Origin of the sequence: Haloferax sp. Atlit-48N (genome assembly GCF_003383015.2) — an archaeon.
Lineage (GTDB): Archaea > Halobacteriota > Halobacteria > Halobacteriales > Haloferacaceae > Haloferax > Haloferax volcanii.
The window spans coordinates 190,179-216,080 of record NZ_CP137689.1 but is presented as its reverse complement, the minus strand read 5'-3'; the positions used below and the strand labels follow the sequence as shown (position 1 = coordinate 216,080).

Genomic DNA, 25,902 nt, shown 5'->3' with positions numbered 1-25,902 from the left:
CAACGAAAAGCGGTTTTACCCCCCACGAGAGACGAACGGGTATGCTCGTACCCGGCGCATCCTCGCAGGCACTCGCGGCCGCGCTCGCCGACGAACTCGGCGAGTCGCTCGCGGCCGTCGAGTACGACCGCTTCCCCGACGGCGAGACGCTGGCCGCGGTCCCCGGTTTCGACGCCGACGCCGCCACCATCGTCGCCAGCACCGCCAGCAACGACGCCTACGTCGAACTGCTCCAACTGCAAGACGCCGTCCGCGAGGCCGGCGCATCGGCGGTCACGACGGTCATCCCGTACATGGGCTACGCCCGACAGGACAAGGCGTTCGAGGCCGGCCACCCGATTTCGGCCCGCGCGGTCGCCCGCGCCGTCAGCACGACGACCGACCGCGTCGTGCTCGTCAACCCCCACGAGGACGCCGTCGCCGACTTCTTCGACGTGCCCGTCGACATCGTCGACGCCGCCGGGCGACTCGCGGAGCCGCTCCCCGAACTCGACGCCCCGCTGTTTCTGTCGCCCGACTCGGGAGCCATCGACATCGCGGAGACCGTCCGCGACGCCTACGGCGAGGGCGAGACCGACTACTTCGAGAAGGTGCGCCACTCCGGGACCGACGTGGACATCACGCCGAGCGACGCCGACTTCGCGGGCCGCGACGTGGTCATTACCGACGACATCATCGCCACCGGGTCGACCATGAGCGAGGCCGTGTCCGTCCTCGCCGACGGCGGCGCGAAGCGCGTCTTCTGTGCGACCGTCCACCCGCTTCTCGCCCGCAACGCCCGCACGAAACTCGCGCGCGCCGGTATCGAGCGCGTCGTCGGTACCGACACCATCGAACGCGACGTGAGCGAGGTGTCCGTCGCGCCCGTTCTCGCCGGCGAAATCGAACGATAACGTATCACACACTCTCTCGAAACGGTTTTGCCAGTCCCCGCATCTCGGGATAGTATGGGACGCTACGGAGACATCGACTACCCGCGGATGACCAAGACCGGCCTCGGACTGGGGCTCGCGCTGTTCCTGTTCGGCGCTATCGGCGCGAAAGTCGCCCTCGCCGTGAGCGGCGGTGCCATCCCCGGCTGGGAGCGAACGCTGTTTTTCGACGCCGAGTGGCTCGGCATCGCGCTGGTGCTGTTCTCGCCGATTATCTTCGGCATCGTGCTCCCGCTGACGGAGTAGATGGTCGACGCCGACCCGCGGTTCCCCGACGCCGACGAGACGCTCGTCCTCGAACCCGACTGCGCGCGCTGTCCGGCGCTCGTCGACTGCCGCAACCGCATCTCGTGGGGCGTCGGCCCCGACGACGCGACCGTGATGGTCGTCGGGGAAGCGCCGGGCGCGGGCAACCCCGACGCCGACCGCTGGCGGGGCGGCAACTGGACCGGGATGTCCTACACGGCCCGGCACTCCGGCCGCCGCATCCGCGAGACGATGGCCGCCGTCGGCTACGAATCGGGCGTCTTCTACACGAACGCCGTCAAGTGCTTCCCTTCGGACGGCGAGGGGTCGAACCGCGCGCCCACGGCCGCCGAGAAGGCGAACTGCCGCGACCACCTCGTTTCCGAACTCGAAGCCGTCGACCCCGACGTGGTGGTCCCGACCGGCCGCCACGCGACCGAAAGCGTCCTCGCGCTCGACGACGCCTCGCTGGACGGCTTCCTCGATACCGTCCTCGACCCCGTCGAGAGCGAGCGGTTCGGCTACACCGTGGTCCCGCTTTTACACCCCTCGTACCGCGACGTGTGGCTGTCGCGTCTCGGCTACGAGTTAGACGAGTATCTGGCCGACTTGGAGGCGTTGCTTCCCGAGCGGTAACCCACCGATCATTGCGCAATTCAATAGATGTATTGCGCAATCTGAGATGGATTGCGCGCAATATCAACTAGTTCGCCGAGGGAACAGCGGGAGGTTGCGCAATCGAGGGTCGATTGCAGTTGCGATTGCGTGCAATTGGCGCAGTTGCGTCTCTCACAGACGAGACCCTCTACAATCGGCCGGGGAGGTTCGGTGGACACGCTCCACCTGTGCCGACAGCGAGACAGACGAGACGGCACGCACGAACCGGTCCGAACTTTCTTTTCCTCGCCAATCGACGTGCCACGTATGTCCGACTGCATCTTCTGCGCCATCGTCGACGGCGACATCCCGGGCCGAATCGTCCACGAGACCGACCACTCGCTTGCGTTCCTCGACGCCAACCCGCTCGCGCCCGGTCACACGCTCGTCGTCCCGAAAGAGCACCACGCCCGCCTTGACGAGGTTCCGGCCGACGCCGCGGCCGACCTGTTCGCCGCCGTGAACGACCTCGTGCCGCGCGTCGAGGCGGCGGTCGACGCCGACGCGACGAACGTCGGCATCAACAACGGCCCCGCCGCCGGCCAGGAGGTCGACCACGTCCACGTCCACATCGTCCCGCGGTTCGAGGGCGACGGCGGCAGTCCCATCCACGCCGTCGCGGGCGAGCGCCCCGACCTCTCCGACGAGGAACTGGCCGACATCGAGGCGGCCATCTCGGGCTGAGGGCACGCTGTCGCTCCAGCCGGCGCTACATCTCCCGCCGAACGTGTCGATGTAAAAACATATACGGGCGCCGTGAGTGCCGACTGTCGTGGCAGTCCTCCAATCGTTTCGAACGGCCCTCCGAATCGTCACCGAGACGCCGGTGCTCGTCGCGTTCGCCCTCGCGTTCGGCCTCATCGGCGCGTTGAACAACGCCTCCGGTCCGGCCGGGGCCGTCGGCTCGCTCCTCCAACTCCTCGCCGTGCCGGCGCTCACCGGCGCGTTCTACACCGTCGCCGACGGCGCGCGCCCCGGCTCCGACACCGACCTGCGCGCGTCCACCGCGGCACAGCGCTACTACGTCAGCCTGCTCGGCGCGACGCTCCTCGCCGGATTGGTCGTGTTCGTCGTCGCGATGGTCGTCGGCGGCAGCGTCCTCGGCTACGTCGGGTTCGACCGACTCAACGCGGTGCTGAACGGCTCCGCGAGCCTCACGCCCGCCGAACTCGCCGCGTCCGGGGTGGCGCTCGTGGTCCTGATGGCCGTCGTCTACGTCTTCACCTTCTTCGACACCGCCGTCGTCCTCGACGGGCAGACCGCCGGCGGGTCGCTCAGCAGAAGCGTCGACTTCGTCCTCAGCAACCTCCGGGCCGTCGTCGGCTACGCGGTCGTCGCGACCGCAGTGACCTCGGTCGTCGACCTGCCGGTGCTCTGGTTCGTCACCCTCGACGGGGCGACCACCGTCGCCGGCGCGGTGACGGCGTTCCAAGCGCCGATGTCGACGGTCGATATCGCCGTCGTGGCCGTCGGTTCGACGGTCACGACGCTCGTCGGCCGAACGTACAAGGTCTGTTTCTACCGGGCCTGCGCGGACGCCGCGCCGGGAGCGGACCCGGAATCGGGTGACGGCGAGTGGACGGCGTAGTCGCGCGTCCGGCGACGCCGGCGGCGGGCGACCGAAGCTATTAATCTGAGCACCCGACCACTCGCGGTATGTCCATTCCCACCACCATCGCGCTCGTCGGGGCCACCGGCGGCGCGGGCACGACCCGACTGTCGCTCGAACTCGCCGCAGCGCTCGCGACCGACGGCCGCGACGTGGCCGTCCTCGACGCGGCGTTCGCCACGCAGGGCCTCTCAGACTACGTTTCGGGGACGCTCGACCCCGACGCGACGGCGCTTGTCACCGACGCCGCCGACGTGCCGCTGGAGTCGGGGCTGGTCGCGTTCGAGACCGACGCCGAGGGACGCGTCGCCGTCTGCCCGGCCGCGGCCCCCTTCGAGCGGCTCGCGCGGGCGATGACGCCCGACGCCGCGCGGGCGTTCGAAGGTCGTATCGCCGAGGCCGCAGACGGCTTCGACCACGTCCTCGTCGACGCGCCGCTCCTCGCGTCGAACCAGACGGTCGCCGCCGCCGCGGCCTGCGACCGGGTCGCGCTCGTCGCGCCCGCCACGGACCGCGGTGCCGACGCGGTCGGTCGGCTCAGTGCGCGGGCCGCCGACATCGACACCGATATCGACGCCGTCGTCTCCACGTTCGGCGCGCTCGACGACGCGGACGTGGTCGTGCCCGAGACCGAGGCGGACGGCATCGCCGACGCGCCGGCGTGCCGCGACGACGCCGAACTCGCGGCGGGCGTCGCCGCGGTCGCGGAGGTCGTCCTCGACGTCGAAATCGAACCCGCGGCCGCCACCGGCGGGGTCCTCGGCTCGGTCGGCGAGTACGTCCGTCGCTGAGCGCACGGGGCGTCGAGTACGTTGGGAGAACAGTCGTGCGTCTCGGCCGCTGGCGGTTGTTGGATTTCAATCCAGAGTTCAACCGCATCACAACGAGAATTCGGTAGAAAGACCCAGCGAGTACATATTTTCTAGATATACAGTCTCGATATCCTCATAGTATGTATGGATATAGCTGTCAATCGTCTCTCGATTCGGGTCAGCACTCTCAATTCGATCTCCACGCATATACTGAACCAACTCACGTGGGATCTCACACTCGACTTGCCAGTATGTGCTAAACCGATGCCGCCCGTAATGACTCGTCACCGCTCGATGAACATCGGTCTCGTCATACTCTGGCCTGAACACGCTCGTCCACACGCGGTTGATCGCTTCAGGGGTGATTTGCGAAGCTGTCGTGTGACTCTGGAACACCCACTGACTCCCCGTATCTGGTCGTACCAATAAGTGCTGCACGAGTGATTGGTACACCTCGTCATCTAGTGGGAGGAGTCGCGCTCGGTGTGACTTATTCCCCGGTTCCTCGTATCTCGACGGGATGTAAACCGCCTGGGAGAGGTCCTCGACGATGGGGGTTGTTCCAAGTCCAGGGTATGCTGTGTTCAGTTCCTCGTGGTCAACTGCGAGGTTCGCCAGTCGGAGATTACTCACCTCACCGGCCCGCAGACCCAGTTTGAGTTGTAAGACGACAATGAGACGGTCGCGGACATCGGTGATCGTGCGGACGATTTCACCGAGGCGCGTTGGCGAAATTCTCGGCGGGTCTTTCGAGGGGGGTTGTGACAAATCCGTTGTCGCGAACACGTACTCGAACGGATTGTAGCCAGGATCATGCGGGAACACTGAATCGGCCTGCCAGTAGCGATACACTCGATTGAGTCGGTGAAGCCGTGTCCGAATTGTCACGGGCTTCAGCTCTCGCGTTGAGAGACAGTTCTCCACGTACCGGAGGATATGGTCCTCGCTCGGACACGCCGGGTGCCGTCCTACACTGGACATATGGCGAGTCCACTCGTCGATGAGTTGCTGGTATGCTTGTGTGGTTCTAGGGGCAGGGTCGTCTGGCTCGAGGCCACATTTCAGGAAGACCTCAAATGGATCCACCGCCAGCGCTTCGAAGGTCGACTCGTACACCGACAGGGGATCACGTTCTCGTCCGAACGCGGCGCCAATTTCATCGCGAAGTGCATTGCCCGCCGAGTCATAGTCGTCGGTCATTGCGGTGCACCTCCCAACATCATTGTTCTCCTGTCTTCTTCGCCCACAGCGCTTGTGCCGTGGGATAGCTCGCCGCCGCCATCCACACGGGATGATACACGTGTGGGTATCCTGGATGCCGCTGAAGCCATGTGAAGAACTCTTCAACACGAATCCAGTATTCAGAGTAGACTGTGTTGAGCGTCCGCGTCTCCGTTAACTCTGCAAGCCACGCCTCCACGTCGACCGGTCTTGCACACGCGTGATGCCGACCCCGCGACTCTATGTACGACGTGAATGCGGAGCCTGCTTTCCGCAATGTTGCACGGTACGCGTTCGAATCGAAATTGGGGTTCCGTGAGTTGACGAATTCATCCCACACATCTCGTGTCTCAAACGTCGATGAAAACCGCTCTAGTCGTGATCGAGAGGGGACGTCATTCAGTTGTTTGTAGATGCCCATCCGCCGGTGTACGTTGTTTGATTTTTGTCGATTCATACGAATTCGACCGCTTCAGGCAGCCGACACCCCTGTCGGCTGCCAATAAAATCTCATGTTCGACTTGATGGCTGAGAGTGTACGATATCACCAGTACAGGGCACGGGTGTATCCGCAACAAGACGTTCACAAGGCGTCTTCGACATCTGTTCCGAGTGAGTTCGTATATAGTCTACATGGCCATGAATATCCGCGATAGGCCCTGAGGCCCGAATTAGTGAATTTTGGATTCCTACTCAACTCGTGTTCCGTACTGTACCGAAATTCCGTATTGCCGGTACACCTCGACGTAGGTAGGGTGTATCGGGGATATAGAAATATGCTGTCCACTCGAATAACCACCTGAGACTGACAGTGAGTCAGAGCGAATCACCAGTGGTTGAAATCGTCGTAGAGAGTATACAGCCCTGTTCGAGCTAGTATTCGACTTCACGTCGACGTCTCGAAATAGGTATCTGACGGCCGTTTCACGACAGCACCACGGGCGATAGCTGGCTACACCCCTGTTCGAGCCTTATGTTGCGGATACACCCAATCGGTGTACTCGAAGCGGGGAGAGTGAATCCGTCTCGATATGAAGTGGGGGTTGTGATGCAAAGGGAGATTTCTCTGACTGCTCTTCCGGAAGCTTCTCAAAGGATTCGGCGGCGATAGCTTGCCGGGAAGTGACTTCATAAACTTTGCAGTTTTGACTATCTCGGTACTTGTGAGAGGAAGAATTGAGACCGTCCACAGGCGCTCCCAGACCGGCTGACATCGACGCAGTCGGCCAAGACTCGGGCGATAAATGTCTACGTCGCGCGGTACACGTCGCCGCGGGGCTCGTAGATGTCGCCTTTCATCTTCAGCTTGTCAAGCTGGTCGTTGACCGTCTTTTCGTCCATGTTCAGTTCGCTGTTGGCGCGTTCGAGGACCTCCTCGTGGGGCGCGCCCTCCTCGTACTCCTCCTGCATGGTGCGGATGAGTTCGAGCAGGTTCTTGATGCGGTCGCGCTGGGTCTTCGAGCGGCCCGTCTCGACGATGTCGGCGTCGAATTCGCCGGTCTCTGGGTCCATGCCGATGTCGCGCAGGCAGGACTCGACGATGCCCGTGACGCGCTCTGCGTCCTCGCGAGTCACCTTGTCCGAGAGGCGGACGCGGGCCGAGGCCTCGCCGAGGCGGACGAGCGCTTCGAGCTTCCGGGCGGTCACGGGAACGGGCGCGTCCTCGTCGGCACCGCGGGCGCGGAAGTCGACGTAGAAGTCGCGGATGACCTCCTTCGCCTCGTCGGTCATCGTCGGGTAGCAGGTGCGCTTCGCGTAGGCGATGTACTTGCGGAGCAGGTCCGCGTCGATGGTGGGCGCGACCTCGTCGGTGACGGCGTCGACCTGCTGTTCCGTGAACTCGGAGTTGGCGACGTTCGTCCGCTGGGTGTTCAGCTCGCCCGCGTAGTTGGTCTTGAGGATGTGGTCCGCGAGCTTGGAGTCCTCGTCGGGGTCGGGGTCGTCCGTGACCGTGAAGATAAGGTCGAACCGCGAGATGAGCGCGGGTTCGAGGTCTATCTGCTCGCCGATGGGTTCGTACTGGTCGAAGCGGCCGTACTTCGGGTTCGCCGCGCCGAGGAGCGAACACCGCGACTTGAGCGTCGCGTTGATGCCGGCCTTGGAGACCGAAATCTGCTGTTGTTCGAGCCCCTCGTGCATCGCAGAGCGGTCTTCGGGCCGCATCTTGTCCAGTTCGTCGACCGCCGCGATACCCTTGTCCGCGAGGACGAGCGCGCCGGCTTCGAGCGTCCACTGCTGGCCGTCGCCGAAGTCGTCGCGGACGGCGGCGGCGGTGAGACCCGCCGAGGACGAACCCTTACCGGAGGTGTAGACCGATCGGGGAGCAATATGTCGGATGTATGATAACATCTGCGATTTGCCAGTTCCGGGGTCCCCTATCAACAGCATGTGCAGGTCGCCGCGAATCCGCGACCCGTCGGGCAGGTGCTTCGTGACGCCCGAGAACAGTTGGAGAATCATGGCCATCTTCTCCTGCTCGTAGCCGTAGATGGCGGGCGCGACGGACTCGACCATCTTCTCGTAGATGGCCGGGTCGTTCGAGAGTTCGACGATTTCGGCCACGTCCTCGTCGGATATCTCCATGTCCTCGAACTCCTCGTCCTCGATGGTGAGCGAGATGCCCTCCATGTAGTAGTCGAAGACGGGCGTCTTCTCGTTGCCCGATGTCTGCTGTTCGATGTGGAGGACGCCGACGACGGTGACGTGGTCGCCGGCGGTGACCTTGCCGGTCACGTCGTCGGAGAGGTTGATGTCGATGCTCTGCGGCGTCTCGCCCCCGCGCAGGCCCTCGGGGGACTCCTGGACGCGCAGTTTCTGTGAGTCGACGAAGTTCGACTGGTCGAAGTCGATGCGGAACGGCCCCTGGCGCTCGCATCCCTGACACTCGTGGGGTTCCTGAAAGCCGCCGTCGCCCTGCGGGATGTAGCTCATCGTCCCGCAGCGCTGGCACTCGAAGGCGGCTTCCGTGATTTTCGGACGCACGTCGGTCGCCTTCCGGACGATGCCCTGCACCGAGATGAGCGTCCCGATGTGGTCGTCGTTGACCCTGAGGTTCCGGATATCGACCGTCTCGGGGAGGTTTCGCATCCGGACGTGCGCCTGCCCGAGTTTCACGTCCGCGGGGAGGTCGAACAGGCGCAGCGCCTCCTCCGCGTACTCCTGGAACTGGCCGGGCTTCGTGATGTAGTCGTCCGCGAGTTCCGAATCGAACCGATAGAGGTCGTCGTAATCGATGTGCAGCGACCGCTTTTCCTTCGGGTACTGCTGTGCGAGCGTCCCGATCTCCTCTCGGTAGTAGTTTCGGTAGAACTCGATGAACCGTTCCGTCAGGTCTCGGTTCTGGGGGGCCTGCGCCATCGCACAGGGGTATGTCCCCAATCGGTTAAGAACCTTCGTCGTTCGGCCGACCGTTACAGCGACACGTCGGTCTCGATATCTTCCGTCGCCTCGCGGAGACCGTCGCGGCGGGCGTCCTCGGCCATCCGGTTCGAGAGGTCGTCGTCGGTCAGAAGCTCCGCGAAGTCGTCGCGGAAGCGGTAGTTGGCCCGGCTCGAACGGATGTCCGCCTCGGCGACGGGGCGGCACTCGGAGACGACCTCGACGGGCACGTCGAGCGCCTCGGCGATGGCCTCGTCGTCCGCGCCGTCGACGAGCAGGGTGTCGAAGCGGTCGGCGTCGAACGGGAACTCGCGGTCGGCGTCGCGGACGAGGTGGAGGTCGAACCGGGCGGTGCGAACCGCCTCGGGCGACGCGTCGAGTTCGACCGCGAGGTCGGCGTCGGAGTCGCCGTCGAAGAAGCCGACGACGAGCGCGACGAGCGCGTCGTCGTCGAACTCGGTGTCGAACGCGTAGCGCTCGCGCATCGTCGCCACGATGTCGCGGACGCGCTCGCGGACCGCTTCGGGGTCGTCCACGTCGGCGAGCGACCCGCGCGACTCGGACTGCTGTTCGGTCACGGTGTCCGAGCCGGTCGCCTCGATGAAGATGTCGCGGAGTTCGGCGGTCTTCTCGTCCATACCCGGAACGTGGCACGCCCAGCGTCTTTAATGATGCTGACCCGACTAACCGGAGAGCCGCCCGAGCACCGGAGAGACGCCCCGAATCGGCCGACGAGCATCGAACCGACCTCCCGCCCCGAGTCTGTAAACCGATAAGTTAAACTGGGTTTACGAGACAGCGACGAGCATGGCAACCGAACACGAGTCAGTCGAACTCGTCGGCGACGAACTCGTCGGCAACATCGCCCGCGCGGCCCTGTTCGCGGCGCTCATGGGCGCGAGCGGGTACGTCTCGTTCCCGAACCCCATCTCACCGATTCCGGTGACGATGCAGGTGCTCGTCGTCTTCCTCGCGGGCATCTTCCTCGGCCCCGTCTGGGGCGGCGGCTCAATCGCGCTCTACCTCGCCGCCGGCGGTCTCGGCGCGCCGGTGTTCGCCGGGGGCTCGGCAGGGCTCGCGCCGCTCGTCGGGCCGACCGCCGGCTACCTCTGGTCGTACCCCGTCGCCGCCGTCGTCGTCGGCCTCGTCGTCCACGGCGGTATCAGCGTCGGTGACTACCGCGTGAGCACTCCCCGGCTCGTCGGCGCGATGGTCGCCGGGACCGTCGTCGTCTACGCCTTCGGCACGCTCGGCTTCGCGTACGTCAATCGCGTCGGCCTCGAATCCGCCTTCTGGACGGCCTCCGCCGCGTTCATCCCCGCCGAGGCGTTCAAAATCGCCGCCGCCGTCGGCATCGTCCGCTCCGACGCCATCGCCGCCCAGTAGATGATTCGCGTCGAGGGACTCGTCCACCGGTACGGCGACACGGTCGCGGTCGACGGGGTCGACCTCGCCATCGACGACGGCGAGTGCGTCGTCGTCGCGGGCGCGAACGGCTCCGGCAAGACCACGCTCGTCCGCCACTTCAACGGCCTGCTCGACCCCGACGAGGGAACGGTGTCGGTCAACGGCCGGACCGTCTCGGACCACCTCGTCGCCGCCCGGACCGCGGTGGCGATGGTGTTCCAGCACCCCGAAGACCAACTCGTCGCCGCGACCGTCGGCGCTGACGTGGCGTTCGGCCCGGAGAACCTCGGCCTCGACCGCGGCGACATCGACCGCCGCGTCCGCGAGTCGCTCGCCGCGGTCAACCTCGACGGCCGGGAAGACGAGCGCGTCGACGCCCTCTCCGGCGGCGAGGTCGAGCGACTCGCCATCGCCGGCGCGCTGGCGATGCGCCCCGACCACCTCGTCTTGGACGAACCGTTCACCGGCCTCGACGAACCCGCCCGGCGCTCCGTGCTCGCCCGCCTCCGCGACCTCCGCGCCGAGGGGACGAGCCTCGTCGTCGTCACCCACGACCTACGCGACGTGGCCGAACTGGCCGACCGCGTGGTCGTCCTCGCCGACGGCGACGTCGCCCTCGACGCCGCGCCCGACGAGGCCGCAGACCGCCTCCCCGACCTCGACGTTCGCCCGCCGTGCTGACGTACGAACCGGGCGACACTCTCGCCCACCGACTCGACCCGCGGACCAAGCTTGCGGTGCAGGTCGCCTTCGCGGCGGCCGGCTTCGCGCACACGACGCCCGCCGGACTCGTCGCGCTCGGCGTCGTCGCCGCGGGCTGTCTCCGCGCCGCCGACGCGTCCCCCGTTTCGGCCCTCCGCGACTTCCGCTACGCGATTCCGTTCCTCGCGCTCGGCCCGGTCGTCGAGGCCGCCCGCCTCGGCGCGCCGTGGTTCGACCCCGAGGCGGCCGTCGAACCCGCGCTCGCCAGCGTCCGCGTGCTACTCGTCTTCTTCGTCGCGGCGGCGTACGTCAGGACGACGCCCGTACGCGAGTCCCGCGCGGCGATTCAGCGGCTCGTGCCGGGTCGGTGCGGCGTCGCCCTCGGCGTCGGCGTCGCCCTCGTCTTCCGGTTTCTCCCCTTGGTCCGCCGCGACCTGCGCCGCGTCCGCGAGGCGCAGGCGGCCCGCCTCGGGAGCGAAAGACGGCTGGACGAACGGCTCTCGCTCGTCGCCGCCGGCGGCCTCCGACGGTCGTTCGCGCGGGCCGACGCCCTCGCGCTCGCGCTCCGCGCGCGGTGTTTCGCGTGGAACCCGACGCTCCCTGAGATTCGGTTCGGCCGGCGCGACGCCCCGGGGCTCGTCCTCGCCGCCGCCCTCCTCGCCAGCCTCGCGCTCTGAGGTCGCCCGAGGCGCTCGTAATCCGCCGACCGACACGCCTCGGGTGGCAAGATTTAACCCTCCGTTCTCCGGTGATTGATTATGGACTTTGCGGCACAGGCGGATGTTACGCGGGAGACGTTCTGGACGATTAGTCCGGTCGGCGAGGCGCTCTTCTACGGTCTCGCCGCCATCGCGTCGCTCGTGTTCCTCTACGGGGTGTACGAGCGGTTCGCGCGATACGCGAAAGGTGGTGAAGACCCGTTCGACCGGCTGTCCGACCTGCCGGGACGGACGGTTCGGGCGGCGAAAGTGGTGTTCTCCAACGAGAAGCAGTTCAAGCGCGACCGGTTCGCCGGCGTGATGCACGCCTTTATCATGTGGGGCTTTCTGACGCTCCTCATCGGGACGACCATCCTCGCCATCGACATCGACGTGTGGCGGCGGGTGACGGGCAGTTCCTTCTTCGTCGGCGACTTCTACCTCTCGTACTCGTTCGTCATGGACCTCATGGGCCTGTTGTTCGTCGTCGGCGTCGGGATGGCGCTGTGGCGGCGCTACGGCGTCCGACACCCGCGGCTGTGGGGCAAACACACCGGCTTCGAGGACGCCGCGTTCGTCTGGACGCTCTTTTTCCTCGGCGTCGGCGGCTACGTCCTCGAAGGCATCCGCATCGTCGGCACTGACTTCCCCGACTTCGAGACGGTGAGCTTCGTCGGCTACTTCGTCGCCCTCGTGTTCGACGCCGCGGGCATGGGACAGGGCCTCGCGCAGACGCTCTACTGGTTCGGCTGGTGGTCCCACGCGCTCCTCGCCTTGGCGTTCGTCGCGGCCGTCCCCTACGCCAAACCCTTGCACATGCTCACGTCCTTCGCCAACGTCGTCACCGCCGACGAGAAGGCGGGCACGCGCCTCCCGAAGGTGCCCGCGGACACGCCGCCGGACGAAATCGGCTACGTCTCCGAGGACGACTTCTCGTGGAAGGCGATGCTCGACATGGACGCCTGCACGAAGTGCGGCCGCTGTACCGACGCCTGCCCGGCGAAGGCCTCCGGCCGCAACCTCGACCCGCGGGACGTGATTCTCGACCTGAAGGCCTACCGCGAGTCGGTCGACGCCGGCGGCGACTCCGTCGACATCGTCGCGGACGGCGGCACCTCCGTCGTCGACGCCGAGTCGATGGAGTCCTGCATGGCCTGCATGGCCTGCATGGACGCCTGCCCGGTCGATATCGAACACCTCACGCACTTCACCGAGATGAACCGCCGGCTCACCGAGACGGGCCAACAGCAAGAGCCGGTCCAGGAGGCGATGATGAACATCTTCCAGAACGGCAACGCCTTCGGGGACCCCCAGCGCAAGCGCCCCGATTGGACCGACGACCTCGACTTCGAGGTGCCCGACGCCCGCGACGAATCGGTCGAGTTCCTCTGGTACGTCGGTGACTACCCCTCCTACGACGAGCGCAACCGCGCCGTCGCCCGCTCTTTGGCCCGCATCTTCGAGGAAGCCGGCGTCTCCTACGGCATCCTCTACGAGGACGAAGGGCACGACGGCAACGACGTGCGCCGCGTCGGCGAGGAGGGCCTCTACGAGATGCTCGTCGAGGACAACGTCGCCGCGATGGCCGACTGCGAGTTCGACAAAATCGTCTGCACCGACCCGCACTCGTACAACACGTTCAAAAACGAGTACCCGGAGATGGACGACTCGTTCGACTACCCGGTGTACCACTACACCCAACTGGTCGAGCGTCTCGTCGGCGACGACCGCCTCGGCCTCGCGGGCGACGAACTCGCCGCCCAGACGGTGACGTACCACGACCCGTGTCACCTCGGCCGGTACAACGGCGAGTACGAAGCGCCCCGCGAGGTCATCCGCGCGACCGGCGTCGAACTCGCCGAGATGCCGCGCAACCGCGACCAGTCGTTCTGTTGCGGCGGCGGCGGCGGCGGCCTCTGGATGGACCACGAAGAGGAGTCGAAGCCGTCCGAGGAACGCCTGCGCGAGGCGCTCGACGACACGACCGGCGGCGTCGAGCGCTTCGTCGTCGCCTGCCCGATGTGCGCGACGATGTACGAAGACGGCCGTAAGACCGGCGACTACGAGGAAGCCATCGACGTCGTGGACATCTCCGAACTCGTCGTGGAGGCGCTCGACGCGAAGGCCGCCGCGACGGGGACGGGCGGGGACACGACGCCCGCGTCTGCCGACTGAGTCGGCGGCGCGGCTGTTCTGTTTTCCTCGCTTTCTTCGCTTCTATTCTAAGTCCAAGCGGTCGATGGACTCGCGGATGACGCCCGCCGACTCCCGGAGCGCCGCCGTCTCGCTCTCAGAGAGGTCGAACTCGTGGACGTCGCGGACGCCGCTTTGGTTGACGGTACACGGGAGGCTCATGTAGACGTCGTCGATGCCGTGTTCCCCCGAGACGAGCGTCGAGACGGTGAGGATGGAGTTGTCGCCGCCGAGGATGCGCTCGGTGGTCGCGGCCACCGAGCGGGCGACGCCGTAGTTCGTCCGCTCCTTCCGCTCGATGATTTCGTAGGCCGCCTCGCGGACCTCCTCTTCGACGCGGGCTTTGAGCGCGTCGATGTCGTCGACGCCGTGGCTGGTGGCGTACGACTCGAACGGGATGCCGCCGAGGTTCGCCGAACTCCAGACGAGTACCTCGCTGTCGCCGTGCTCGCCGACGACGTAGGCGTGGACGTTCGCCGGGTCGAGGTCGAACTCGCGGCTGAGCGAGTGGCGGAACCGCGACGTGTCGAGGACGGTCCCCGACCCGATGACGCGCTCGGCCGGCAGGTCCGACACCTTCCACGTGACGTACGACAGCACGTCGACGGGGTTGGTGACGATGAGCATCACGGCGTCGTCGTTCAGCCCCTCGGTGATCTGCGGAATCATGTCGGCGAAGATGTCGGCGTTCCGCTCCATCAGGTCGAGGCGGGTCTCGTCGGGCTTCTGGCTGGCTCCGGCGGTGACGATGACCACGTCGGCGTCCCAGCAGTCCTCGTAGTCGCCCGTCCGCACCCGAACCGGCGACGTGAAGTACGCGCCGTGGTTGAGGTCCATCGCCTCGCCCTCGACGCGCTCTTCGGCGATATCGACGAGGATGATTTCGCCCACGAGACTGCTCTCCATCAGCGCGAACGCCGTGCTCGACCCGACTGCGCCGGCGCCGCCGACCACCGCGACCGTACCTTTGCCGCGTTCAGTGCTCATACCGGTCGTTCGAGCGACGGATTGATAAAAATAAACCCCTGTTTCGAAGAACTGGGAATACTACTTTTGTAACAGATGATAATTTGTTAGATACGGGTCGATAATGACACATTTTTCGAAAAGTAGTGAATACGGAGCGCGATCGAACCCTCGTGCGGTCGCCCGTCGGTCGGCGCTCGGTGGACCTATTCGCGGTCGTACTCTTTCTTGAAACCGCGGAACTCGGTCCGGTGGGCCTCCTCGTCGGCGAGGATGGTCACGGCGAGGTCCTCGGTGACGGGGTCGTTTGCCTCCTCCGCGGCGTCGATGAGCGCGCGGTAGGTCTCGATGGCGTCCTCCTCGGCCGTGAGGACGCCGTTGATGACCGCGAGCACGTCCGTGCTGTCCTCCGGGGGCTGGAGGTCGTGCTGGCGCGCCTCGAATGACGCCGAGCCCGGCGGCTGCTCGTCGAGCTGCTTCAGCCGGTTGCCCAGCTGTTCGGCGTGGGTGAGTTCCTCCTGAATGTCGGTCTGGAGGGACTCCTTAATCTCCTCGGCCCGGACGCCGTCGAGGACGATGGAGTTGGTCATGTAGTTCATCACGGTCTCGATCTCGTCCTGATAGGCGCGCTTCAACAGCGCGGTTACGTCCTCAGACATAGCGACTTCGTATTGACGCTCTGGCAACAAATAGCTGTTCGCCGCGGCGAGTCGGGCGGGCGGTCGACCCGTCGGCGTCGGTGAAAATCGGCGTCTGAGACGGGTCGACGGCGCGGCTCAGTCTTCGAGCGCGACGAGTTCGACGACGTAGCCGTCGGGGTCCTTCACGAACGCCGCGCGGGCGTTCGCCGGGTCGATGTCGACCGGCGGCTTCACGACTTCGGGCGACTGCGCCTCGACGATGTCCTCGAACGCGCGGTCGGCGTCGGCGACTTCGACCGCGACGTGGTCGATGCCGGCGGGCTCGACGCGCGCCGCCGAGGTCGGGTCGTACTTGAACTGCAGTTCCATGTCGGTGTCGTCGCTGCCGACGTAGACGTTCCGGACGCCGTCGAGTTCGAACTCGTTGGTCCGTTCGAGGCCGAGGTCGGCGTAGAAATCGAGCGTGGCGTCGATGTCCGAGACGACGAGGGCGGTGTGGATGAGACCCATGGCCGACGCGACGCGGCGGGGAGAGATAACGTCTGGTCTTCGCGTCAGGCCTGCCGCGAGGCGTCCACGTCGATGGCGTCGACGGGACAGATGTCGACACAGAGCATGCAGTCGATACACTGGTCTTCGTTGGTCGGTTCGACCTTTTTCTCGCTCACCGGGTGGTCCGGCGTGTCGACCCACGTGAACACGTCGACGGGGCAGTTTTCGAGGCACGCGCCGTCCGCGAGACAGATGTCGTAGTCGACGGCGACGTGGGTGCCGTGGATGCCGAGTTTCTCCGGCGGTTCGACAGGTCCCCAGACGGCGACGCCGTTTTCCTCGCCCGCGCGTTCCCGGTTCTGGTCGAAGTTCGAGTCGATAGCCATCGCCGGGCGTTGGCCGTACCGCGTACTAAAACGTCCGCATCGAGACGCGAGAACTCGGAGACGGAGTCGGGGTCGAAGTCGGTGGTTGGGGCGGGGTCGGTCACCGAGACGACCGGGACGCGTCGGCGGCATCACCGGAGAACGCGGCCGCTCGGGGACCTCGGAAGCGGAAAAAGCCAGCGGGCGAGCGTCGGGCGGGCGACTAAGCCCGCGCGGCCTCGATGTGTTCGAGGACGCGCGAGATGTGGTGGTCGTCCCGGGCGGGAGCCTGTGTCCGATAGGTTCGGAGGGCGTCTACGAGATAGTCGAGTTCGGCGCTGTCGAAATCTTCGTCGCCGGCCTCGACCCGCGCGAGCAGGCCGGGGGCCGGCGTCGGCTCTTCGTCTGCATCGACCGCCCGCTCGATGGCGTCGAGCAAGGCGGCGTGGACGACCCACGTCTCTTCGCGAGACAGGTCGAGCGCCGTCGGACGGTCCTGGGCCGATGTGGTCATTGTGGGGCCTCTATCGTAACCTATGGTCGGGGAGATATAAATGTATGTGTGCTGTTGTCATACGGCACGCACGACCGCGAAAGCCACGGGGGCGTCCGCTCCCAAGCCCTAGTGGAATGCTTCGATTCCCGTCAGGTCAGCGCCGAGGACGAGCGTGTGGATGTCGTCGGTCCCCTCGTAGGTGTAGACGGTCTCGATGTTCTCCATGTGGCGCATCGGTGAGTAGTCGGTCGTGATGCCGTTGCCGCCGAGCATCTCGCGGGCGGTTCGGGTCACCTCGCGGGCGACGCGGACGTTGTGGCGCTTCGCCATCGACACCTGCTGGTGTCGCAGGTCGCCGCGCTCTTTCAGGTCGGTGAGGCGGTGGGCCATCAGTTGCGCGTTCGTGATTCGGGTCGCCATCTCCGCGAGTTTGCCCTGCTGGAGTTGGAACCGCGCGATGGGGCCGCCGAACTGGTCGCGGTCCTTCGCGTACTGACGGGCGTCCTCGAAGGCGTCGCGCGCCGCGCCGACGACGCCCCACGCGATGCCGAACCGCGCCTGCGTGAGACACGACAGCGGCCCCTTCATTCCCTCGACGCCGGGGAGCACGTCCGCCTCGGGAACCCGCACGTCGTTGAGGCCGATTTCGCCCGTGACCGACGCGCGCATCGAGAGTTTCCCCTCGATTTTGTTCGTCGTCACGCCGTCGCGGTCGGTCTCGACGAGGAACCCGCGGACCGGCGACCCCTCCGCCGACACGTCGCGCGCCCAGACGACCGCCACGTCCGCGATGGGCGAGTTCGTAATCCACGTCTTCGAGCCGTTGAGGACGTAGCCGTCGGCGTCGCGCTCGGCGCGGGTCTCCATCCCCGACGGGTCCGAGCCGTGTTGCGGTTCGGTCAGCCCGAAACAGCCGACCGCCTCGCCCGACCCGAGCTTCGGGAGCCACCGCTCTTTCTGCTCGTCGGAACCGTAGGCGTGGATGGGGTAGATGACGAGCGACCCCTGCACGCTCGCCATCGACCGGAGGCCGGAGTCGCCGGCTTCGAGTTCCTGCATCAAGAGGCCGTAGGCGCGCTCGCCGAGACCGGGGAGGCCGTAGCCGTCGAGGTTGGGCGCGTAAAAGCCGAGGTCGCCCATCTTCGGGATGAGGTCGGTCGGGAACGTCCCCGCCTCGTAGTGCTCGCCGATGTCGGGTTTGACCTGCTCGTCGACGAAGCGGCGGGCCTCGTCGCGGACGAGTTTCTCTTCGCCGGTCAGGTCGCCCTCCAATCCCAGATAATCGAGCATGATAGACCTTGCGCTCGGCGCGGTGAAAAGCGATTCGCTCGGTCACGATTTGCGGGGACGGGAGGCCGAAAAGCCGGAGATGAGAGCGGGCTGGACGCGACTCGGCGGCGGCCCGGATGCGGCTCGGGTACGACTCGAAGACGGCTCGCGACCGTCGGACCGCTCAGGCCGCCGATTCGACCGAGCCCGCGTTCGTCCGGTTCACGTAGGTGACGAAGTTGTCGAACAGGCGCTTTGCCTCGCAGGCGGCGGCGTAGTTCTCCGGCGTGATACCGTCGACGACCGAGCGAATCCGCTCGTCGGGGAGGAAGTCCTTCTGGCGGGCGATGGCTTCTGCGGTGTCGGTGTCGTACTCGGGGTGGAACTGGACGCCGAAGGCGTGATTCCGGCGGAACGCGTGGACGCCGAACTCGTTTTCGGCGAGGAGGTCCGCGCCCGACGGGAGTTCCGTCACCCGGTCGCCGTGGGAGGTGAAGACGGTGAAGCGCTCACCGATGCCGGCGAGGATGTCGTTCCCGTCGTCCGGGCGAGTCCGCTCGATTTCGTTGTAGCCGAGTTCGAACGCGCCCATGTCCTCGACGGTGCCGCCGAGCGCCGCCGCGACGACCTGGTGGCCGAAACAGACGCCCAAGAGGGGGACGCCGCGCTCGTCGGCGTCGGCGACCCACGACACGAGGTTGCGAATCCACGGCTCGTCCCAGTAGACCGAGGACGACGAGCCGCTGATAACGACGCCGTCGTAGTCGAAGTGGTCGGGGAGACGGCCGTCGGTCACGTCGAACTCGACGAGGTCGGCGTCGAGTTCGCGCCTGAAGTTTCGTGACGTACTCGAATCGCCGTGGGAGGCGTCTAAGAACGCGAGTCGCGGGCGAGTCATCGTGGAGAGACAATCGGTGCGGCTCTAAAGAAGTTGCGCCCGGAACGCTCACTGCCGGCATCTGCGACGGGGCGCGTCGGCGGCGACCGCGGGGAGAGCGCCCGACAGCGACGCTCAGTCGTCGTCGAGCGATTCGAGAAAGGAGACGAGCGCGTCGTTGACGAGCCGCGACCGCTCGACGGTGACGAGGTGGCGCGCGCCCGCGAACGACTCGAACTCGCCGCGCGGGAGACCCTCGGCCAGCGCGCGGCCACCCTCGACCGGCCAGACCGGGTCGTCGCCGCCGTGGAGGACGAGCGTCGGGACCGTCACCTCGTACAGCGGGCCGGCGTCGTAGTCGGCGACGGCGGCGGCCTGCGCGGCCCACGCCTCGGGGTCGGCGTCCTCTCGCTCGCGCCACGAGACGAGTTGCTCGACCACGTCAGGCTGTTCCGCGCGAAATTCTTCGGAGAGCGCCGGCGCGAGCGACTCGCGGAGCGCGGCCGGGTCGTCGGGCGCGGCGGAGAGCGGGTCGGGGTCGATGCCATCCCCGGAGGCGGCGGTGCCGACGAGCGTGAGGCTCCGGGCGCGGTTCGTCGTCCGCGCGGCCTCCAGCGCGACCAGCCCGCCGAGGCCGAATCCGACGAGGTGGGCCTTCCTGACGTTCGCGTCCGCGAGGACGGCCACGAGGTCGGAGACGAGCGTCGCGACCGAGTACGGCCCCGCGGGCGCGTCGGAGCGACCGGCCCCGCGGAGGTCGGTCACGAGGCTCTCGTAGGGGCCGGCGACGGCGGCGTGCTGCCACCCCCACTGCCACGCGCCGTAGCCCGCGTCGCCGACGAAGGCGACCGTCTCGCCGTCGCCCTCGCTGTCGTAGTACAGTTCGACCCCGTCCGCGACTGCCGTGGGCATACCGGGGGCTCGGCGGGCGAGCGACTTAGGGCGTCCGTCTCGCGGACGCGAAGCAAGCGAAACCGAACGTGAGCGCGACCCCGACCGCGAACTCGTCGGCGTCGCGCGACCGACTCAGGCGTTCAGGACCGTCCGAAGCACGTCGGGGGCCTCGTCGAGCGCGCCGTCGAGCGCGTCCACGTCGGGGCCGCCGCCCTGCGCGAAGTCCGCGGGACCGCCGCCGCCGCCGCCGACCTTGCCGGCGAGTCGACCGACGACCTGCCCGGCGTTGATGCCCACGCCGTCGGGGACGCCGACGACGAACTGGGCGCTGCCGCCCGCGTCGGAGCCGAGAACGGCGACCTTCCCCTCTTCGACCAGCGCGTTCGCGGTCGCGCGGAGTTCGTCCGCGTCGCCGTCGAGGCGCTGGACGACGGCGGGCGTACCGTCGATATCGATTTCGTCCGCCCCGGCCGCGGCGCGCGCCTCGGCGAGTTCCGTCTTCAGACGGTCGATGGTCTTGCCGCGCTCCTTCCACTCGGTGAAGAAGCGCTCTGCCGTCTCGGGCACGTCCGCGGGGTTCACGTCGAGCACGTCGGCCGCGCCGTACAGCGCGTCCTCGGTGCGCTGGGTGGCCTCGACGGCCGCGTCGCCCGCCGCGAAGACGACGCGCTCGACGCCGTCCTGCACGGGCTCCGTCGTCAGCACCTTGATGGCCCCGATGTCGCCGGTGCGCTTGACGTGGGTGCCGCCGCAGGCCTGCACGTCGCTGCCGACGTGGATGAGGCGAATCTGCTCGCCCGGCGGGATACCGCCCTGATAGAGGTCGAAGCCGTACTTCTTCTCGGCGTCGCGGCGGTCCGGCCACTCCTGTTTGACCGGGATGTTCCGCATCACGATTTCGTTGGCGACGCGCTCTATCTGCTTGACCTCCTCGCGGGTGATGCGCTCGTAGTGGGTCACGTCGAGCCGCGAGCGGTCGACGCCCTTCGACGCGCCGGCCTGCCGGATGTGGTCGCCGAGGACCGTCCGGATGGCGTGGCCGATGACGTGGGTCGCCGTGTGGTGGCGCATGAGCCGACGGCGGCGCTCGGCGTCGAGCTGGCCGCGGACGAACTCGCCCTTACCGGGGTCCTCGTCGGTTCGGTGGAGCACCACGTCGCCCACGATTTGCACGTCGGTCACTTCGACCGTCGTGTCGTCGGTGGCGAGCGAGCCGTGGTCGGCGGGCTGACCGCCGCCTTCGGGGTAGAACATCGTCTGGTCGAGGACCACGTCGTAGCCCTCCTCGCGCTCGAACACGTCGAGGACGACGGCCTCGAACTCGGTGCGCTCCTGGTCGTCGTAGTAGAGCTTGTCCGTCGCCGGCAGGTCGCCGAGGCGGTCGTCGCGCTCGTCGGCCTCGCCCTCGCCGTCGACCTGCTCGTGGCGGTCGGCGACGAGCGAGTAGAAGTCGTCGGGGATGTCGACGGTCGCGCCGCGCTCTTCCGCGATGTCCTGCACCATGTCGGGCTGGATGCCGTGGGAGTCGTACAGCTCGATGAGCTCGTCAAGCGGGATGGGCTCGTCCGTGTCGGCGTAGTCGTCGGCGAGCTGCTGGACCTTGCGGGAGCCGCGTTCGAGCGTCTTTCTGTACTTGCGCTCCTCGCTGCGGACGATGTCGCGGATGGTGTCGCGGTTCTGGTAGTCGAGGCGCTCGGCCTGCATGTCCACGAGTTCGTCGAGCGGAGCGTCCACGCCGAGGTTGTCCACGAGGCGCTTGGTGCGCCGGAGGACCATACGGGCGAGGTAGCCCGTCCCGACGTTCGAGGGGACGATGCCGTCGCCGAACATGTACGCGAGGGTTCGGCAGTGGTCCGCGATGGCGTAGATGTCTTCGAGCGGGCGGAGCAGCGAAGTGAGTTCGGCCTCGTCGACGCCGAGTTCGCCCGCGACTTCGGCGCGCGCGGTGGCGAGGTCGTCGATTTCGTCGATGTCGAGGTGGCCCGAGAGCTTCGCCGCGCGGTGGATGAGTTCCTCCTCCTCGTCGGTGTGTTCGATGCCGACGTTGTCCTTCAGGAACTCGATCATGTCGGGGTAGACGGCCTCGTACACCGTCGGCGTCCCCTGCGACACCCACGTCCACCGTTCGAGCCCGTAGCCCGTGTCGACGATGTAGGTGTCCATCGGCGAGTAGGTGTTGCCGTCCTTGAGTTCGTAGTCGCCGTCGGGGTCCTGCTTCATCGACATGAAGACGAGGGTGGCGAGTTCGGCGCCGCGGTAGAGCACCTCGAAGGCCGGACCGGCGTTGCCGCCGCCAACCCACGGGTCCTCGATGTAGGTGATTTCGGAGATGTCAGCGCCGAGCGACTCGAAGAACTCGTCGCAGAGGCGGACCGTCTCGTCCTTCCAGTAGACCTCGCCCTCGTAAGCGTACTTGTCGCCGGCCTCCTCGCGGGCGTTGAACGCGTGGTGGGCCATCATCTCGAACGCCATCGTGTGGCGACCGGTCTTGCCCACGTTGTCGATGTCCTGCATCCGGATGCAGGGCTGGGAGACGGTCAGCGGGTTGGCCGGCGGCGGCGTCTCGCCGGACGTGACGAGCGGCTGGAAGTCGTAGATAGAGGCCTGCGTCAAGAGCACGTCGTCGCGCCAGCGGTTCGCGGCGACCGGGTAGGGGTCGATGCGCTCGTGGTCGTGGTCCTCGAAGAAGGAGAGGAACTTCTCGCGCATCTCTTCGAGGGTGTACTCCTCGTCGAAGCCGGGGTTGTCGATGAAGGTGTAGTCGTCGGCGGGCGGTTCACCGCAGGTCTCGCGGTCGGGGTCTCGTGTCCAGAAGTGGACCCCCGTCACGGGGCACTGCTTCCGGTAGAAGCCCTCCTCCTCGAAGTAGTCGAGGCGGTACTCCGCTTCGAGTTCGCTCATTGCCAAACTCTGGTCTACCGTCGGGTAAAACAGTTCCGGGAAATGGACGCAGACGCCCGATTCCCCACAATTTCGCCCGCACGGGCCGCGTCGTTCTTTTCCCACCCGAGCGAACGAGGAGTATGAAACTCGCTTCGCTCCGGCGGCGACCGGCGGTCGAACTGCTCGCGTGGGTCGCCCTCGCGCAACTCGCGGGCGCGCTCGGGAGTGTCTTCACCGTCACCGACGCGGGGTCGTGGTACGCGACGCTCGCCCGCCCGTGGTTCGCCCCGCCGAACTGGGTGTTCGGCCCGGTCTGGGTGACGCTGTTTACCCTCATGGGCGTCGCCGCGTGGCTCGTCTCCCGGCGCGACCACCCCCGCCGCGAGCGGGCGCTCGCCGTCTTCGTCGGCCACCTCGTCGTCAACGTCGCGTGGTCCGCGGCGTTCTTCGGACTGCGGTCGCCCGCGGTCGGCCTCGCCGTCATCGTCGTCCTCCTCGCGGCGATTCTGGCGACGACGCGCGAGTTCGCCGCCGTCAATCGGCGCGCCGCCGCCCTCCTCGTCCCCTACCTCCTGTGGACGTGCTTCGCCGCCGCGCTCAACTACGGATTCTGGTCGCTAAACTGAGGAATCCGGCGAGGTCAAAGCGCCGCGCCGCCGAATCGGACCGCTCGCGGCGTGTTCTTGCTCATTGAAAACATGCCGCAACGATTATAGTTCTCGTCGCCCTCCAGTAGGGGGACTGCCGTGCACGCGACGGACCCAACGGTTTTCGTGGACGACGACTTCGACGATATCGACCTCGGCGACGGGGTCACGGTGGCGTCAGCGAGTGACGAGAACGACCCGAGCGACGCTGCGTGCGTCGTCGTCACGGACCCGGACGCCGAGATACCCCGCGACGTGCCGACGATTCTGTACACCGAGGTGTCGCCCGAGGCCGTCGAGCGGCCGGCCCGATTCGACGCCTACGTCAGCCGCGGCGACCGCGCCGGACTCGAAACGCAGGTTCGCTGGGCGCTGTCGTCGGCCGGTTTCGCGAGCGGGCACGACGACAGGGCGGAGAGCGGAGCGGTGACGGGTTCCCGAACCGACGCCGAGTGGGACCGGCTCAAACGGCTCTACGAGGGGACGACCGACCTCATCGCCGCCGAGACGGTCGAGGAGTTGTACGAGCGAGCCATCGGTCTCACGGAACACATCCTCGAATTCGACAACACCTCGTTTTTCCGCCACGACGGCGAGGGCTTCTACGTCGTCGCCAACGACGACGACGTGGCAGAAACGGGCCCGATTTCGACCGACATGGGCCTGCTCGGGGAGACGTACCGGACCGGCCGCTCGTTTCTCGTGGACGACGTGCGCGACCACCCGGTAGCCGACCCCAACGACCCCGCCTATCGCTCGGCGGTGAGCGTCCCCGCGGGCGACGACGGCGTGTTCCAAGCCATCTCGAACGAGGTCGGCGCGTACGACGAGACCGACCGCACGCTGGCCGAACTCCTCGTGTCCTACGTCTCCGAGACGCGGAGTCGCATCGAGTCCGAAGCCGCCGTCAGAAAGAGCCGCGAGCAGATAGAGCGACTCCACCGGGGAGCCACCGAACTGGCCGCGGCGACGAGCCTCGACGAACTGTTCGAACAGACCGTCGAAATCACCGACGACATCCTCGAGTTCGACATCAGCTACGTGGGCGTCGTCGAGGACGGCTACATCGTTCCGGCGGCTATCTCGTCGGACGCGCCGGCCGACGGCGCGGAGCGCGTCCCGCTCGACGACGGCGGCATCGCGGCCGAGGTGTACCTGTCGGGGAACACGGACATCACCGACGACGTGCGCGACCACCCCGAGGCCAAGCCGGTCAAGCGGATGTACCGCGCGGTCCTGAGCGTCCCCATCGGGGACCTCGGCGTCTTTCAGGCGACCACGTTCACCCCCGGCGCGTTCGACGAGCGCGACGCCGAACTGGCCGAACTCCTCATGGCGCACGTCGCGGTCACGGCCGAGCGCATCCGCGCCGAGTCGCGGCTCCGTGAGGAGCGCGACCGCTCGACGGCGCTGTTCGAACACGTCTCCGACGCCGCCGTCGCCTACGACGTGGAAGCCGGCGCGGTCACGGTCCGCGACGTGAATCGGGCGTTCCAGTCGGCGTTCGGCTACGACGCCGACGACGTGGTCGGAAGCGACCTCCTCGGGCGAATCGTCCCGCCGGTGCCGGACCCGGACCCGGTGCCGGAACCGGGGGGCGACGAGACCATCCCCGAACTCCTCGTCGCCACCGGCGAGAGCTACCGCGGGGAGGTCCGCCGCCGGACCGACGGCGGCGTCCGCGAGTTCATCCTGAACGTCGTCCCGCTGTCGCCCGGCGAGGAGCGCGGGGCGGGCTACGCCATCTACACCGACATCACGGAGCGGAAGACCCGCGAAAGCGAGCTAGAGCGACAGAACGAGCGATTGGAGGAGTTCGCGAACATCGTGAGCCACGACCTTCGCAACCCGCTTTCGGTCGCCCGCGGGAACCTCGAACTGGCCCGCGAGACCGGCGACGAGGTGCGGTTCGACACCGCCGAGCGGGCGCTCGAACAGATGGAAGAACTCATCGACGACCTGCTGTCGCTCGCCCGCCGCGGCCAACTGGTCGACGAGACGGAGCGCGTCGACCTCGGGGCGGTCGCCCGGCAGGCGTGGGCGACCACCGATACCGGCGACGCCGAGTTGGTCACCAGCCAGTCGGTCGTCGTCGACGCCGACGAGGACCGCCTCGCCGAACTGCTTTCCAATCTGTTTCGGAACGCCGTCGAACATGGTTCCACGGGCAACCAGACTGCGTCTGGTGACGCCGCCGAGCACGGCTCGACGGGCAGTCGGGATACTCCCGACGACGCCGTCGAACACGACGGCCGCGACGTGCGCGTCGAGGTCGGCGGCGTCGACGGCGGCTTCTACGTCGAAGACGACGGCCCCGGCATCGAGCCCGAGCGCCGCGACGAGGTGTTCGAACCGGGCGAGACGACCGGCGAGGACGGCATCGGCTACGGGCTGGCCATCGTCCAATCCATCGCCGAGGCCCACGGCTGGTCGGCCATCGTGACCTCCGGAACGGCGGGCGGCGCGCGCTTCGAGTTCCGGGCGTGACAGACGCGAAAACGAGTGGAGAGACCGGAG

The 25,902-nt window shown here is 67.0% G+C and carries 24 protein-coding genes; 12 read left to right on the top strand and 12 right to left on the bottom strand.

What is annotated here, in order from left to right:
• Positions 1 to 41: 41 nt before the first annotated feature.
• The 6 genes from prs to DEQ67_RS01150 all read left to right on the top strand — a co-directional run bounded on the left by prs (position 42) and on the right by DEQ67_RS01150 (position 4,235).
• Positions 42 to 893, top strand: coding sequence for a ribose-phosphate diphosphokinase (prs, locus tag DEQ67_RS01175; protein ID WP_004065487.1), 852 nt, complete (start codon positions 42 to 44; stop codon positions 891 to 893).
• 54 nt (positions 894 to 947) lie between these two features.
• Positions 948 to 1,178, top strand: coding sequence for a hypothetical protein (locus tag DEQ67_RS01170; protein WP_004045346.1), 231 nt, complete (start codon positions 948 to 950; stop codon positions 1,176 to 1,178).
• Positions 1,179 to 1,814: a uracil-DNA glycosylase gene (locus tag DEQ67_RS01165; RefSeq protein ID WP_006600772.1), complete on the top strand. Its 636-nt coding sequence runs from the start codon at positions 1,179 to 1,181 to the stop codon at positions 1,812 to 1,814.
• 288 nt (positions 1,815 to 2,102) lie between these two features.
• A complete protein-coding gene (locus DEQ67_RS01160) occupies positions 2,103 to 2,519 on the top strand; it encodes an HIT family protein (protein ID WP_008610406.1) in 417 nt (138 codons plus the stop codon).
• An 88-nt stretch (positions 2,520 to 2,607) separates the two neighbouring features.
• A complete protein-coding gene (locus tag DEQ67_RS01155; RefSeq protein ID WP_004065504.1) occupies positions 2,608 to 3,423 on the top strand; it encodes a hypothetical protein in 816 nt (271 codons plus the stop codon).
• Positions 3,424 to 3,491: 68 nt separating this feature from the next.
• Positions 3,492 to 4,235, top strand: coding sequence for a ParA family protein (locus DEQ67_RS01150; protein ID WP_115802064.1), 744 nt, complete (start codon positions 3,492 to 3,494; stop codon positions 4,233 to 4,235).
• Between the two features lie 87 nt (positions 4,236 to 4,322).
• On the opposite strand, the gene DEQ67_RS01145 is transcribed toward DEQ67_RS01150, so the two are convergent.
• From DEQ67_RS01145 to DEQ67_RS01135, 3 genes are all read right to left on the bottom strand, one after another.
• Positions 4,323 to 5,456, bottom strand: a complete 1,134-nt coding sequence (locus DEQ67_RS01145; RefSeq protein ID WP_006600775.1) for a tyrosine-type recombinase/integrase — start codon at positions 5,454 to 5,456, stop codon at positions 4,323 to 4,325.
• A 1,269-nt stretch (positions 5,457 to 6,725) separates the two neighbouring features.
• Positions 6,726 to 8,834: a minichromosome maintenance protein MCM gene (locus DEQ67_RS01140; RefSeq protein WP_115802063.1), complete on the bottom strand. Its 2,109-nt coding sequence runs from the start codon at positions 8,832 to 8,834 to the stop codon at positions 6,726 to 6,728.
• A 53-nt stretch (positions 8,835 to 8,887) separates the two neighbouring features.
• Positions 8,888 to 9,493 carry a hypothetical protein gene (locus DEQ67_RS01135; RefSeq protein WP_004065519.1) on the bottom strand — a complete coding sequence of 202 codons (606 nt, stop codon included), beginning with the start codon at positions 9,491 to 9,493 and terminating at the stop codon, positions 8,888 to 8,890.
• 169 nt (positions 9,494 to 9,662) lie between these two features.
• Between DEQ67_RS01135 and DEQ67_RS01130 the strand changes: the two genes are divergently transcribed.
• The 4 genes from DEQ67_RS01130 to DEQ67_RS01115 all read left to right on the top strand — a co-directional run bounded on the left by DEQ67_RS01130 (position 9,663) and on the right by DEQ67_RS01115 (position 13,837).
• Positions 9,663 to 10,241: a biotin transporter BioY gene (locus DEQ67_RS01130; protein ID WP_115860596.1), complete on the top strand. Its 579-nt coding sequence runs from the start codon at positions 9,663 to 9,665 to the stop codon at positions 10,239 to 10,241.
• Positions 10,242 to 10,943: an energy-coupling factor ABC transporter ATP-binding protein gene (locus DEQ67_RS01125; RefSeq protein ID WP_008608952.1), complete on the top strand. Its 702-nt coding sequence runs from the start codon at positions 10,242 to 10,244 to the stop codon at positions 10,941 to 10,943.
• Entirely contained in the window at positions 10,937 to 11,641 is a 705-nt protein-coding gene (locus DEQ67_RS01120; protein WP_115891749.1) for an energy-coupling factor transporter transmembrane component T family protein, read from the top strand. The genes DEQ67_RS01125 and DEQ67_RS01120 overlap by 7 nt, the downstream gene beginning before the upstream one ends.
• Positions 11,642 to 11,722: 81 nt before the next feature.
• Positions 11,723 to 13,837, top strand: a complete 2,115-nt coding sequence (locus DEQ67_RS01115; RefSeq protein ID WP_115860600.1) for a (Fe-S)-binding protein — start codon at positions 11,723 to 11,725, stop codon at positions 13,835 to 13,837.
• Positions 13,838 to 13,879: 42 nt separating this feature from the next.
• Here the strand turns inward: DEQ67_RS01115 and DEQ67_RS01110 are convergent, their stop codons facing one another.
• The 9 genes from DEQ67_RS01110 to alaS all read right to left on the bottom strand — a co-directional run bounded on the left by DEQ67_RS01110 (position 13,880) and on the right by alaS (position 22,756).
• Positions 13,880 to 14,842 carry an L-lactate dehydrogenase gene (locus tag DEQ67_RS01110; RefSeq protein WP_004065537.1) on the bottom strand — a complete coding sequence of 321 codons (963 nt, stop codon included), beginning with the start codon at positions 14,840 to 14,842 and terminating at the stop codon, positions 13,880 to 13,882.
• A gap of 185 nt (positions 14,843 to 15,027) precedes the next feature.
• Complete coding sequence (locus tag DEQ67_RS01105) at positions 15,028 to 15,480, bottom strand: ferritin-like domain-containing protein (RefSeq protein WP_004045327.1); 453 nt, start codon at positions 15,478 to 15,480, stop codon at positions 15,028 to 15,030.
• A gap of 117 nt (positions 15,481 to 15,597) precedes the next feature.
• Positions 15,598 to 15,972, bottom strand: coding sequence for a VOC family protein (locus DEQ67_RS01100; protein ID WP_004065539.1), 375 nt, complete (start codon positions 15,970 to 15,972; stop codon positions 15,598 to 15,600).
• Positions 15,973 to 16,016: 44 nt separating this feature from the next.
• On the bottom strand, positions 16,017 to 16,340 hold the full coding sequence (locus DEQ67_RS01095) for a 4Fe-4S dicluster domain-containing protein (RefSeq protein ID WP_004045325.1): 324 nt from the start codon (positions 16,338 to 16,340) through the stop codon (positions 16,017 to 16,019).
• Between the two features lie 202 nt (positions 16,341 to 16,542).
• A complete protein-coding gene (locus tag DEQ67_RS01090) occupies positions 16,543 to 16,833 on the bottom strand; it encodes a hypothetical protein (RefSeq protein WP_004065541.1) in 291 nt (96 codons plus the stop codon).
• A gap of 108 nt (positions 16,834 to 16,941) precedes the next feature.
• Complete coding sequence (locus DEQ67_RS01085; RefSeq protein ID WP_115891748.1) at positions 16,942 to 18,105, bottom strand: acyl-CoA dehydrogenase family protein; 1,164 nt, start codon at positions 18,103 to 18,105, stop codon at positions 16,942 to 16,944.
• A gap of 163 nt (positions 18,106 to 18,268) precedes the next feature.
• Positions 18,269 to 18,982 carry a type 1 glutamine amidotransferase gene (locus DEQ67_RS01080; protein ID WP_004045322.1) on the bottom strand — a complete coding sequence of 238 codons (714 nt, stop codon included), beginning with the start codon at positions 18,980 to 18,982 and terminating at the stop codon, positions 18,269 to 18,271.
• A 114-nt stretch (positions 18,983 to 19,096) separates the two neighbouring features.
• Complete coding sequence (locus tag DEQ67_RS01075; RefSeq protein WP_004065549.1) at positions 19,097 to 19,873, bottom strand: alpha/beta fold hydrolase; 777 nt, start codon at positions 19,871 to 19,873, stop codon at positions 19,097 to 19,099.
• Between the two features lie 114 nt (positions 19,874 to 19,987).
• Entirely contained in the window at positions 19,988 to 22,756 is a 2,769-nt protein-coding gene (alaS, locus tag DEQ67_RS01070) for an alanine--tRNA ligase (RefSeq protein ID WP_115891747.1), read from the bottom strand.
• Positions 22,757 to 22,878: 122 nt separating this feature from the next.
• Here alaS and DEQ67_RS01065 point away from each other — a divergent pair, with 122 nt between their 5' ends.
• Positions 22,879 to 23,364, top strand: a complete 486-nt coding sequence (locus DEQ67_RS01065) for a TspO/MBR family protein (protein ID WP_004045319.1) — start codon at positions 22,879 to 22,881, stop codon at positions 23,362 to 23,364.
• Positions 23,365 to 23,511: 147 nt separating this feature from the next.
• Positions 23,512 to 25,872 (top strand): GAF domain-containing sensor histidine kinase, encoded by a 2,361-nt coding sequence (locus tag DEQ67_RS01060; protein ID WP_199519405.1) that lies wholly within the window; start codon positions 23,512 to 23,514, stop codon positions 25,870 to 25,872.
• Positions 25,873 to 25,902 lie beyond the last annotated feature (30 nt).